13 protein-coding genes are annotated in these 10,855 nt (G+C 71.1%); 4 read left to right on the top strand and 9 right to left on the bottom strand.

Annotation, left to right across the window (positions count from 1 at the left end; all coding sequences use genetic code 11):
* Positions 1–5: 5 nt before the first annotated feature.
* Entirely contained in the window at positions 6–200 is a 195-nt protein-coding gene (locus tag ACFWGZ_RS34365) for a ferredoxin (protein ID WP_382455754.1), read from the bottom strand.
* Positions 197–1,411, bottom strand: a complete 1,215-nt coding sequence (locus ACFWGZ_RS34360) for a cytochrome P450 (RefSeq protein ID WP_382455753.1) — start codon at positions 1,409–1,411, stop codon at positions 197–199. Before ACFWGZ_RS34360 ends, ACFWGZ_RS34365 begins: the two co-directional genes overlap by 4 nt.
* Positions 1,412–1,484: 73 nt before the next feature.
* Here ACFWGZ_RS34360 and ACFWGZ_RS34355 point away from each other — a divergent pair, with 73 nt between their 5' ends.
* Positions 1,485–2,144, top strand: coding sequence for a TetR/AcrR family transcriptional regulator (locus ACFWGZ_RS34355; protein ID WP_382455752.1), 660 nt, complete (start codon positions 1,485–1,487; stop codon positions 2,142–2,144).
* Here ACFWGZ_RS34355 and ACFWGZ_RS34350 read toward each other — a convergent pair.
* The 7 genes from ACFWGZ_RS34350 to cysD form a co-directional block, all read right to left on the bottom strand.
* Positions 2,134–2,439 (bottom strand): hypothetical protein, encoded by a 306-nt coding sequence (locus tag ACFWGZ_RS34350; RefSeq protein ID WP_382455751.1) that lies wholly within the window; start codon positions 2,437–2,439, stop codon positions 2,134–2,136. The two genes, ACFWGZ_RS34355 and ACFWGZ_RS34350, sit on opposite strands and share 11 nt — an antisense overlap.
* A gap of 69 nt (positions 2,440–2,508) precedes the next feature.
* Positions 2,509–2,967, bottom strand: coding sequence for an SRPBCC family protein (locus ACFWGZ_RS34345; protein WP_382455750.1), 459 nt, complete (start codon positions 2,965–2,967; stop codon positions 2,509–2,511).
* Entirely contained in the window at positions 2,964–3,743 is a 780-nt protein-coding gene (locus tag ACFWGZ_RS34340; protein ID WP_382455749.1) for an SDR family oxidoreductase, read from the bottom strand. The genes ACFWGZ_RS34345 and ACFWGZ_RS34340 overlap by 4 nt, the downstream gene beginning before the upstream one ends.
* Complete coding sequence (locus tag ACFWGZ_RS34335; RefSeq protein ID WP_382455748.1) at positions 3,743–4,891, bottom strand: sulfotransferase family protein; 1,149 nt, start codon at positions 4,889–4,891, stop codon at positions 3,743–3,745. The genes ACFWGZ_RS34340 and ACFWGZ_RS34335 overlap by 1 nt, the downstream gene beginning before the upstream one ends.
* The gene (locus ACFWGZ_RS34330) at positions 4,888–5,940 is read right to left on the bottom strand and encodes a DUF1214 domain-containing protein (RefSeq protein ID WP_382455747.1); all 1,053 of its coding nucleotides are present in this window, start codon (positions 5,938–5,940) and stop codon (positions 4,888–4,890) included. Before ACFWGZ_RS34330 ends, ACFWGZ_RS34335 begins: the two co-directional genes overlap by 4 nt.
* A 58-nt stretch (positions 5,941–5,998) precedes the next feature.
* The gene (gene cysC / locus ACFWGZ_RS34325) at positions 5,999–7,792 is read right to left on the bottom strand and encodes an adenylyl-sulfate kinase (RefSeq protein WP_382455746.1); all 1,794 of its coding nucleotides are present in this window, start codon (positions 7,790–7,792) and stop codon (positions 5,999–6,001) included.
* The gene (cysD, locus tag ACFWGZ_RS34320) at positions 7,792–8,718 is read right to left on the bottom strand and encodes a sulfate adenylyltransferase subunit CysD (RefSeq protein ID WP_382455745.1); all 927 of its coding nucleotides are present in this window, start codon (positions 8,716–8,718) and stop codon (positions 7,792–7,794) included. Before cysD ends, cysC begins: the two co-directional genes overlap by 1 nt.
* A 34-nt stretch (positions 8,719–8,752) precedes the next feature.
* Here cysD and ACFWGZ_RS34315 point away from each other — a divergent pair, with 34 nt between their 5' ends.
* The 3 genes from ACFWGZ_RS34315 to ACFWGZ_RS34305 all read left to right on the top strand — a co-directional run bounded on the left by ACFWGZ_RS34315 (position 8,753) and on the right by ACFWGZ_RS34305 (position 10,809).
* Positions 8,753–9,367 (top strand): TetR/AcrR family transcriptional regulator, encoded by a 615-nt coding sequence (locus ACFWGZ_RS34315; RefSeq protein ID WP_382455744.1) that lies wholly within the window; start codon positions 8,753–8,755, stop codon positions 9,365–9,367.
* Between the two features lie 154 nt (positions 9,368–9,521).
* Positions 9,522–10,094, top strand: coding sequence for a hypothetical protein (locus ACFWGZ_RS34310; protein WP_382455743.1), 573 nt, complete (start codon positions 9,522–9,524; stop codon positions 10,092–10,094).
* A gap of 10 nt (positions 10,095–10,104) precedes the next feature.
* Entirely contained in the window at positions 10,105–10,809 is a 705-nt protein-coding gene (locus tag ACFWGZ_RS34305; protein WP_382455742.1) for a hypothetical protein, read from the top strand.
* Positions 10,810–10,855: the final 46 nt, after the last annotated feature.

Raw genomic sequence — 10,855 nt, 5'->3', positions numbered from 1 at the left:
CCATCTCACTCCTCGACCGCGATCGCGGAGGCCGGGCAGACCGCCGCCGCGTGCTTCACGTCCGCGAGCCGCGCCGCGGGCGGGCTCGCGTCCAGCAGGTCCACCAGGCCGTCGTCGTCACGCTGGTCGAACACGTCGTCCGCCGCCAGCACGCACTGCCCGGCGCCGACGCACTTGCCCTGGTCCACCACGACCTTCACGCCGACCTCCAGGTGACGGGCAGCTCGGACACGCCGCCGGTGAGGGTGGGGCGGACCGCCAGCTGGCCGAGCTCCTTCGCGAGCCGCATGTCCGGCAGTCGCTTCGCCAGCGCGGAGAAGACCACGCGCAGCTCCGTGCGGGCCAGCGAGGCGCCGATGCAGAAGTGCGCGCCGTGGCCGAAGCCGAGGTGCGTCCGCTCCGGCCGGTCGGGGTCGAACTCCTCCGCCGCGCTGTAGACGCCCGCGTCGCGGTTGGCCGCGTTGATCGACAGGACCAGGGCGTCGCCGGCGCGGATCGTCACGCCCGCGAGGTCCACGTCCTCCTTCGCGTACCGCAGCAGGCCGAGGTCGCCGGGCGCGCCGAGGCGCATGACCTCCTCGACCACCGCGTCGACGCGGCCGTCCGGATCGGCGACCAGCGCCTCCCAGCGCGACCGCTCGGTCAGCAGGAACAGCACGCCGAGGCCGATGCGGTTGACCGTGGTCTCGTGGCCCGCGAACAGCAGGCCGACGCACAGGCGGACCATCTGCTCGTAGTCGTAGGCCTCGTCCTCGCTCTGCGCGCGGATGAGGTCGGAGATCACGTCCTCGCCGAGCTGCCCTCGCTTGGTCTCGACCAGCCCGACCATGTAGCGGAAGAACTCCTCCCGCGCCTGGTGGGCCCCCTCGCCGATCTCGGTGCTCGCCATGCGCTCGGACAGCGACGAGAACAGCTCGTTGTCCTCCTGCGGCACGCCGAGCAGGCGGCAGATCATGGCCACGGGCAACGGGAACGCGAGCCCGCGGTGCAGGTCGACGACACCGGTGGTCTCGTGCTCGGCGACGAGCGCGTCGAGGTAGCCGTCGACGAGCTCCTCCATGTTCTCGCCCAGCATGCGCATCCGCTTGGCGGAGAACGCCGGCGTCAGCAGGCGGCGCATGCGCGCGTGGTCGACCTCCTCGGTCTCGTACTCGCCACTGGGGCCGTCCTGCACGGCGGAGGTGGAGATGCGCGACGCCTTGTCCGGTTCGGGGTGCGACCGGCCGAAGCGCTTGTCGCCCAGCAGGAGGCGGACCTCCTCGTAGCGGGTGACGAGCCAGGCGGGGTCGCCGGCCGGCGTCGTCACGGGGGCGATCGGCGCCTCGCGCCGCAGCACCTCGTACAGCGGAGCGAGGTCGAGGACGTTCGGCCTGGGCAGCGGCAGCTTCAGGCGCTCTGCGTCAATGCTCATGCACCGACCGTAGCGCTTTCTGGCAGATGCTGCCAATAAATCTTCCGACGCCGTGACGTGCTTAAATCGCCCGATGACGGACGTTGCGGCAGAAAAGCCTCGCCGGGGCCGGCCGCCGGTGAGCGACGAGCAGCGGGAACGCCAGCGGCTCGACATCTCCCGCCACGCCGTGCGGCTGTTCGCCGCCCAGGGCGTGGCCGGCACGTCCGGCGAGCAGATCGCCCAGGCCGCGGGCGTCTCCGAACGCACGTTCTGGCGCCACTTCCCGCACAAGGAGAGCTGCGTCGAACCGCTGCTCGCGCAGAGCGTCGACGCCTTCTGCGCCGTCCTGCGCGCCTGGCCGGCCGAACTGGAGCTGATCGACCACCTGCGCGCCGCCTACACGCCGGTGGTCGACTCGTCGGCGGAGAGCACGGTCGACTCGGTGCTCGACGTCGTGCGGCTCACCCACGGCGAACCGGCGTTGCGCGCCGTCTACCTGATGCTGCACGAACGGGCCGAGAACGCGCTGGTGGACGTCCTCGCGCGCCGCCTCGGCCGGCCGGCGGACGCGATCGACGTGCGGGTGCAGGCGGCCGCGATGAGCGCGGTGCTGAGGGTGGCGACCGACGACGTCGCGCAGGCGACGGTCGGCGGCGCCACCTCGGGCGTGCTCGACGGGCACCGCGAACAGTTGGCCCACGCGCTGGACCAGGTGCTGCGCGGCCTGTCGCAGGCCCGCACTAGTGCGTGACGGAGGACAGGCTCCAGGCGATCGCCACGACCAGCGCGAGGAAGAGCACCACTCCGGCGGTGCCCGCGAGGACCATGCCGGACCCGGCCGCGCGCCACGGCGCCGGTGCGGCGGTCCGCACGAGGCCGCCGGCGAGGGCGGAGCCGAGCGCGATCCAGAAGAACGCGACGACGTAGGCGCCGCCCTGCCAGCCCAGCGTGTTGTCGAGCAGGGCGACGGCGGTCAGCAGGAGCAGGACTGCGGGGGTGGCGAAGCCGGCCAGCGAGGCGAGCTTGCCACGGTCGATTTCGGTCACACCCCGAGAGTGCCGGTGGGGGCTGCGGGGGACATCGGTACAACTACTCACCACCGGCCGGGGAGCTGCTCAGCGTGCCGCGATGAGCCCCGCCACCCGCTCCCGCAACGCGCGTGCCACCGAGTCGAACCCGTTCTGCACGTACGCGCCCTGAGCGGCGAAGACCGCGTGCGCGTGCTTGCCCGTGAACGTCTCGAACGTGCGGTAGCTGCACCTGCCCGGCCCGAGCGGGGTGATCACCTGGTCCCGCACGCCGAGCAGGCCGGGGAACGTGTCACCGGTGTCGTAGCGCAGCAACCGGGGCGGTTCGACGGCGCGCACGTACTCGCGGCTGACCCAGGTGCCCTCGCCGCCGTCGGGCCGGGGCAGGGTGAGGTCGATCGGCGAGCCGATCTCCAGCGTGGTGTCGACGGCGACGGTGTACGGGTTCCACCGCGGGTAGTTCGGGTAGTCGAGCAGGACGTCCCAGACGAACTCGGCGGGGGCGTCGATCTCCACGGTCGCGGACTCGATCAGCAGGTCGCTCATGCCGGCATGTACTCCCCGCCGTTGACGTCCAGGACCGCGCCGGTGACCTCGGAGGCCAGCCGGGACAACAGGAACAGCACCGCGCCGGCGCACGCCTCGTCGGCCGGGATGCGGCCGAGCGGGTTGCGGGCGGCGATCTCGTCGTAGACGTCCTGTTCGGACAGTCCGCGCGACTCCGCGGTGAGCTTGAGGTAGAAGCGGACGCCCGGTCCGTCGAGCCAGCCGAGCACCGCCTGGTTCGCGCGGATGCCGTGCTCGCCCAGCTCCAGCGCCAGGAACTGCGTGGCGGTCGCCATGGCCGCCTTCGCCACCGCGTACCCGGCCTCGCCGCGCATCGGTTTGCGGGTGGTCATCGTGCCGATGTTGACGATCGAACCGCGGCCCGCGGCCTTCATGTGCGGCACGACCGCGCGGGTCACGTTCAGCGCGCCGAACAGGATGATGTCCATCGACCGCCGCACCGCCTTCTCCGGCGTCTCCAGCAGGTCGAAGAAACCCGGATGCCCGAACGCCGAGTTCACCAGGCCGGTGATCGTGCCGAACCGGTCCACCGCCATCTCCACGAGCCGGGCGACGTCCTCGGTCCTGCGGACGTCGCACTGCACGCCGACGGCCTCGCCACCCGCGGTCAAGACGTCTTCCTCGACCTGCTTCATCACCTCGGCGGAACGCGCGGCCATGACGACCTTCGCGCCCTCGGCCGCGGCCCGGACGGCGAGCTTCGACCCCAGGCCGGGCCCGACGCCGGTGATCACCACGACCTCGTCCTGGAGCATCACAGGTAGACCTCCGAGTAGAAGGCGAAGTCACGCCGCAGCTGGTCCTCGGACAGGCCGAAGTCCTCGGGCGTGTAGGAGTGCGAGCCGTGCCGTTCCTCGCGGTTGTGCGCCAGGTAGGCCTCGAACGCCGCGTCGTCGGCCGGGCCGGCGGGCAGGCCGAGCGCGTCGAGCACCTGCCGGGCGACCTCCAGCGGCTTGCCGACGGTGTCGGCGAACCGCACGTCGACGAACCGGTCCGGCCGGTCCGCCCGTGCGGAGGTGAAGTCCCGCAACGTCTTCGCGAACCGGCGCGACCAGTACCGTCCGATGAGGACGGAGTCGGCCTCGTCGCTGTACTGCGACGTCATCGCGCGCACCATCGAGGCGTAGGACGGCACGGCGTTCACGGGCGAGCGGTGGGTCATCACGATCTTGCACTCCGGGAACTCGTCCAGCACCGTGCCGACGGCGGTCAGGTGGTGCGGCGACTTGAGCACCCACGGCTGCGAGCGGCCCGGGTTCTGCCACTGCAGGACCTGCAACCACTCGCGCAGCTCGCGGTACGCGGGCCGCTGGTCGGCCGTGCGCAGCCAGTCGCCGTAGGCCGGCACCCGGTAGAACGAGTCGAAGCTCATCGACACGAACGTCCGGTCCAGCAGGAGCACGTCCTCCTCCGGCCCGTCCCACACGACCGTGTGCAGGTCGCCGAAGTCGGGGGAGAGCTGCGCGAACGCCCGCATGCGTTCCCGCGCCCGGTTCTTGCGCAGCTCCGCGTCAAGGCCCTCGCCGGGGAACGGCAGCGGGTAGGCGACCTCCCACGACAGCGTGGACGTGACCTGCGGCGAGGCCGACAGCAGCCGGTGCAGCAGCGTCGAACCGGTGCGCGGCAGGCCGCAGATCTCGGCCGCCACCCGCACCTCGGCGTCGAGCACCTCGGGGTGCGCGCGCTGGAGCTCGCGCAGCCGCAACCGGTCCGAGAGCAGCGCCGTCAGCCGGTGCCGGGTCAGCTCGAAGCCCAGCGGGGACAGCGCGGCCTCGGTGTTGAGGCTGTGCACCAGCACGTCGAGCGGCTCGCGGAACCAGTCGTCGCCGAAGTCGGCCAGGCCGGTCTTCGCACAGGCCCTCTCGACCAGTTCGCCCGCGTTCAGCGACGTCGTGACCGTCATCGGAGCTCCTCCAGGGGTACCACGCGGCACTGCGGGATCGGGTGTTCGCCCGCGCCGAGCCAGCGCAGCAGCGCGGTGCCGGACGAGTGCCCGCACGTGTCGATCCAGTTGCCGGTGCCGGGGTCCCGCGCGGCCACGACGATCGTCAGGCGGCCGTCGGGGGACAGCGTCGCGGTGTGCTTGTTGACCGTGATCCGGCGGTGGTGGTCGAGCGACTCCATCCACCAGTTGCCCAGCTGGAAGTTCCAGTACGGGCAGTCCGGCACGTCGGTCTCGACGACCCACGCCTCGCCGGGCGCCAGCTCCCAGTACCCGTGCAGGTAGAAGATCTCCGGGTCGCCGCCGGCGCGCTGGAACATCTCCTGGCCGAAGTCGGGGAGTTCGTTGGGGCGCTTCATGAACGTGCGGGTCCAGTGCGCGAACGTGGCCGCGGTGCCGTGCACGGACAACGAGGCCCGTTGCAGCGCTTTGGCCAGGAACTCCGGCGTGAGCCCGGCGGGTGCCGGGGGGCCGCCCACCCGCTCGACGTGCCACTGGCCGGGCACTTCGCAGGTGCGGTCGAGGTAGGTCTGGCGCACGACCAGACCGGTCGAGTCGGGCGCCAGCGGCAGCCAGTTCCCCGGCTGCTCGGCGGCGCTCGCGATGATCTCGACCGTGCCGTCCGGTGCCACCTCCAGGTCCGCGCCGGACAGCTCGCCGGTCGAGGCCATCGTGCCGTCCTTGGCGTACCGGTTGGCCTTGGAGCCGATGCTGAAGTACGCGATGGTGCCGCGCCTGCCGGTGATCCGGTACGTGCGGTCGCCGCGGATGTTCGCGGACAGGTAGACGTTGTCGGGGTTGTCCGCGCCGATCTTGACGAGGTCGAGCTCGTGGAAGCGCGGGAAGTCGGGATCGGCGTTGTCCAGGCAGGAGTACAGCATCTCGCGGGTCAGCCGGGCGAGGTACCGGTGGCCCTCCGCCCGGTCGAGCGGGGTGTCCGGCCCGGAGAGGACCACCTCGCCGGCCTTCTCGAGCGCCCGGCAGAACTGCGACCACGCCTCGTCCGGCACGGATGCCTCCCGAATCTAGAACGTGTTCTAGCTGAACGTACACGAAATTGGACAACGTTCACCAGACGCCGAGCGCACGCAGTCGTGCCACCACGGCCTCGGCGGCCGCCTCGGGACTCAGCGCGGTCGTGTCGAGCCGGAGCTCGGGCCGCTCGGGAGGTTCGTAGGGCGAGTCGATCCCGGTGAAGTTCGGCAGCTCGCCGCGCCTGGCCTTGCGGTACAGGCCCTTCGGGTCGCGCCGTTCCGCGACCTCCAGCGGCGTGTCGACGAAGACCTCGCAGAACTCGTCCTCCTCGACCAGGTCGCGCGCGAGCGCCCGTTCCGCGCGGAACGGCGAGATGAACGAGACCAGCACGATCAGTCCGGCGTCGACCATCAGCGCGGCGACCTCGGCGATCCGCCGGATGTTCTCGACCCGGTCGGCGTCGCCGAACCCGAGGTCGGAGTTGAGGCCGTGCCGGACGTTGTCGCCGTCGAGCAGGAACGTGTGCCGGCCCTCGGCGTGCAGCGCCTTCTCGACCAGGTCGGCGATCGTGGACTTGCCCGCGCCGGACAGCCCGGTCAGCCACACCACGCACGGCCGGTGCCCGTTGCGCGCGACCCGTGCCCGCTTGTCGACGGTGAGGTTCTGCCAGCGGACGTCCGCCGGGCGCAGCGCGAAGTCGATCATCCCGGCGCCGACCGTGGCGTTGGAGAGCCGGTCGAGCACGACGAACGAGCCGAGGTCGCGGTTGGTGCGGTAGCCCTCGAACGGCACGGGTGCGTCGAAGTGCACGGTGTCGGTGCCGATCTCGTTGAGCCGCAGGGGTTTCGTGGCGGTGAAACCGACGGTGCGGGCGCCGATCTTGGCGAGGTACTGCCGGCCCGGCAGCAGTCCCGTCTCGTGCAGCCAGACGAGGTGCGCCTGGAACGAGCCGGCGACGCCCGGCGGGTCGGAGGCGGCGGCCAGCACGTCGCCGCGGCTCACGTCCACGTCGTCGGACAGCACGACGGTGACGGACGACCCGGTCGGCGCCTCGGGCAGGTCGCCGCCCATCGTGACGATCCGGTCCACAGTGGACTTCCTACCGCCCGCGCACACCTCGTCGCCCGCGCGCAGCGTGCCGCCCAGCACCCGCCCGGAGAACCCGCGGAACGAGGAGTCCGGCCGGTTGACCCACTGCACGAGGAACCGCGAGGGGCCGCCGGCCGTCGTGCCCGGCCGGACCGCCTCCAGCCACTGCAGCACCGTCGGCCCGTCGTACCAGGGCGTCCGCTCGCCGCGGCCGACCACGTTGACGCCCTCGGTCGCGGACATCGGCACGCAGGTGGTCTCCGCGAAGCCGAGCTCGGCGGCGAACTCGGCGAACGAGGCGCAGACGTCGTCGAAGACGTCGCGGGAGTAGTCGAGCAGGTCGAGCTTGTTCACCGCCAGCACCACGTGCCGGATTCCCATCAGCGACACGATCCGGGCGTGCCGGCGGGTCTGGTCGAGGACGCCCTTGCGCGCGTCGAGCAGGATCACCGCCGCCTGGGCCGTGGACGCACCGGTGACCATGTTGCGCGTGTACTGCTCGTGGCCCGGGGTGTCCGCGACGATGAACCGCCGGGCGTCGGTCGCGAAGAACCGGTACGCCACGTCGATCGTGATGCTCTGCTCGCGTTCCGCGGCGAGCCCGTCCACGAGCAGCGCGAAGTCCAGTTCGCCGCCGCGGGTGCCCACCCGCCGCGAGTCCGCCTCCAGTGCCGCGAGGTGGTCGGCGTAGAGCAGCTTCGACTCGTGGAGCAGCCGGCCGATCAGGGTGCTCTTGCCGTCGTCGACGCTGCCGCAGGTGATGAACCGCAGGGTCTCCGCCGGTCCGGGGGTGCCCATCAGAAGTAGCCCTCCCGCTTCTTGCGCTCCATCGATCCGCTCTGGTCGTGGTCGATCAGCCGCCCTTGGCGTTCGGACGTCGTCGCGGTCCGCATCTCCTCGACGATCTGCGCCACGGTCCGGGCCTCGCTGCGCACGGCGCCGGTCAGCGGGTAGCAGCCGAGCGTGCGGAACCGGACCAGTTCCCGCCGCGGCTGCCCGGACAGCGGCATGCGCTCGTCGTCGACCATGATCAGCAGGCCGTCGCGGTCGACCACCGGGCGGGGAGCGGCGAAGTACAGCGGCACCACGGGGATTCCCTCGCGTTCGACGTAGCGCCACACGTCGAGCTCGGTCCAGTTCGACAGCGGGAAGACCCGGATGCTCTCGCCGGGCGCCACCCGCGTGTTGTAGAGCCGCCACAGCTCGGGCCGCTGGTTCTTCGGGTCCCACCGGTGCTGCGCGGTGCGGAACGAGAACACCCTCTCCTTGGCGCGCGAGGCCTCCTCGTCCCGGCGGGCGCCGCCGAACGCGAGGTCGAACCGGTGTGCGTCGAGCGCCTGCCGCAGCCCCTGGGTCTTCCACAGGTCGGTGTGCCGCGCGGAGCCGTGGTCGAACGGGTTGATGCCCGCCGCCACGCAGTCCGGGTTGCGGTGCACGATCAGCTCCAGGCCGAGCTCGCGGACCGTGGTGTCGCGGAACGCGTACATCTCCCGGAACTTCCACGTCGTGTCGACGTGCAGCAGCGGGAACGGCGGCTTCGAGGGGTGAAACGCCTTGCGCGCCAGGTGCAGCAGCACCGAGCTGTCCTTGCCGACCGAGTACAGCAGCACCGGGCGCTCGCTCTCCGCCACGGCCTCGCGGAAGACGTCGATGCTGTCGGCTTCGAGTGCGTCGAGGTGGTCCACGCCACCGAGGGTAGGAGTAAATCGAACAACGTTCAACATGCTTTTGAACGTTGTTCAAGTTAGGCTGGCCGACGTGAGCACCGAGCAGACGGCCTGGGGTGACGCGGAGGGCAGGCGGCGGGACATCCTGTCGTCGGCCGAGCTGATCCTCGACGACCAGGGCTACGCGGGCCTGACCATGCGCGCGATCGCGGTGGGCGCCGGCGTCAGCTCCGGCACCGTGTACCAGTACTTCTCCGGCAAGGAGGACGTGTTCGCGGCGCTGATGGGACGCCGTCACGACGAGCTGCAGCGCGCGCTCGCCTCCGTCGACCGCGGCCTCGGCGTCGTCGGCGTGCTCAAGGAGGTCCAGCCGCTCGTCACCGACTTCTGGCGGCGGTTCGGGCGCTCGGCGGCGCAGTGGGAGGCCAAGGTGCTCTCCGGTGGCCGCCGGGGCAAGGAGGCCGCCGGGTCCGCGCAGGACTACCGCAAGACGCTCAGGGCGCTCGCGACGGCGTTGCGGGAGACCGCCGGGCAGTCGGGGCAGGAGCTGGTCGACGACCCGGCGCTGCCGCACTGGGTGTGGGACACGCTGATCGGGCTCGCGGACGACCTGCTGCTGCAGGGCGCCCGCATCAACCGGGTCAGGCCGGCCCAGCTCGTCGACTTCGCCTGCGGGGCGATCGAACGGGGAATCGTCCGGCGCTGACGCGTCACCTCCCGCGTATTGCTGAGCGTGATGGCGTCACCCATTCGGTGTTCACGACCGGATGTTCGTGACGCGCTCTGTTGGTTGGATCTTCACGATGCCGTACTCCTGGCTGTGCCCCGAATGGACAGTCACGTCAACCAGGAGGTCGGTCATGGGCCAAGGTGTGACCACAGTCGTCAAGATCCTCGCGCCGATCGCGTTGGAAGCGCTCGCGAAGGCCGCGCAGGCGTTGCTCGCCGGCGATGTCTACGCCGGCAAGAGATCCGAGGCCGCGGTGTCGACGGGGGATGACGGCAGCATCATCTCCGCCGACACGTGGCAGTACTGCGAAACGAACTTCGCGTCCCAGTACGGCTACTACTACCAGGGTCTGCGGTCCCAGCCGACCACCGGTGACCTGCCCATCGCGGCGGCCGAGGACATCATCGTCTGGGACAAGGACAACGGGATCGCCGACATCACGACGTACCTGCAGACCGTGTTCAAGGACTCCATCGCGCCGTCGGACTCGATCGAGCTGTCGCAGAACCTCGCCCAGCTGTTCGCCGCCCGGTTCAAGGAGCAGTCGCTCCAGTGGACGCCGTTCTCGAAGCGCTACAACTTCCCGGACGGACTGATCGTCGACTGCTACATGGTCACCGCCGCCGCGCACGACGTGCAGGACAACCCGGCCGGTGTGGCGAGCTACTGCTTCGTCGCGTACAACCACAGCCACCCCAGGTAGGCGGTCCGAGATGCCGATCGTGTATCGCGGAATCCTGCTCGTCACGGCCACCGGGCTGCCGAAGGTCGGGGACAACGGGGGTGACGAGCTCGGTGTCCGCAACGCCGATGTCGTGACCTACGTGGAGAACGACGTCCTCTGGGTGGCGCCGACCAACTCCGGCTCGCCGCAGGGGACGTCGGTCTCACCGGGCAGCGGGTGCAACCTGCCCGTGCACCGGCGCCCGAAGGGCCCGCCGTGGAACGGCAGCAGCACCAAGGCGGCGCTGCGGGTGTGGCAGCTCGACACGGATGTGCTCACGCCGAAACAGCTGCAGTACGTCGCGGACCCGCACAACCTGAACCACGGTTTCATCTCGCCAGGGGTGCAGATGCCGCTGCAGACGTACCGTGACTACGTGCACGCCACCGCGAACCAGTGGCAGCTCGCCCCGGTACCCGCCGTGGCGTGTGCGACCGCGGAGGGAGCGTCGGTGAACGCCGAGGAACGGGCCGAGCTGGTGGACGCCACCGCGTCGGGCGGCGACGTCGAGCGCCTGGTGGCGGAGCTCAAGTCCGCCAACTCGGCGGGGACCGGCCGCGCCGCCCTCGTCGCCGAGCTGACCGCGGGCGTCGACCGGGCCGGCGACGAGGACGCGGCCGAGGTGCTGCTCACCCTCCTCGACCGGGTCGCCGGCTTCTGCGGTCCGCACGCCCGGATCGACCTGACGGAGTGACGGAGTGCGGTGGGACCGTCCTGTCCGGGCGGGGCGGGCCCCCCCC

Source organism: Lentzea sp. NPDC060358, assembly GCF_042725365.1.
Taxonomy (GTDB): Bacteria; Actinomycetota; Actinomycetes; order Mycobacteriales; family Pseudonocardiaceae; genus Lentzea.
This window is presented reverse-complemented; position numbering and strand designations above follow the sequence as displayed.

Bases quoted from the DNA above. Each gene is read 5' to 3' on its own strand.
- ACFWGZ_RS34360 (WP_382455753.1), bottom strand. From the start codon at position 1,411: ATGAGCATTGACGCAGAGCGCCTGAAGCTGCCGCTGCCCAGGCCGAAC.
- ACFWGZ_RS34355 (WP_382455752.1), top strand. From the start codon at position 1,485: ATGACGGACGTTGCGGCAGAAAAGCCTCGCCGGGGCCGGCCGCCGGTG.
- ACFWGZ_RS34345 (WP_382455750.1), bottom strand. From the start codon at position 2,967: ATGAGCGACCTGCTGATCGAGTCCGCGACCGTGGAGATCGACGCCCCC.
- ACFWGZ_RS34340 (WP_382455749.1), bottom strand. From the start codon at position 3,743: ATGCTCCAGGACGAGGTCGTGGTGATCACCGGCGTCGGGCCCGGCCTG.
- ACFWGZ_RS34335 (WP_382455748.1), bottom strand. From the start codon at position 4,891: ATGACGGTCACGACGTCGCTGAACGCGGGCGAACTGGTCGAGAGGGCC.
- cysC (WP_382455746.1), bottom strand. From the start codon at position 7,792: ATGGGCACCCCCGGACCGGCGGAGACCCTGCGGTTCATCACCTGCGGC.
- cysD (WP_382455745.1), bottom strand. From the start codon at position 8,718: ATGTTGAACGTTGTTCGATTTACTCCTACCCTCGGTGGCGTGGACCAC.
- ACFWGZ_RS34310 (WP_382455743.1), top strand. From the start codon at position 9,522: ATGGGCCAAGGTGTGACCACAGTCGTCAAGATCCTCGCGCCGATCGCG.
- ACFWGZ_RS34305 (WP_382455742.1), top strand. From the start codon at position 10,105: ATGCCGATCGTGTATCGCGGAATCCTGCTCGTCACGGCCACCGGGCTG.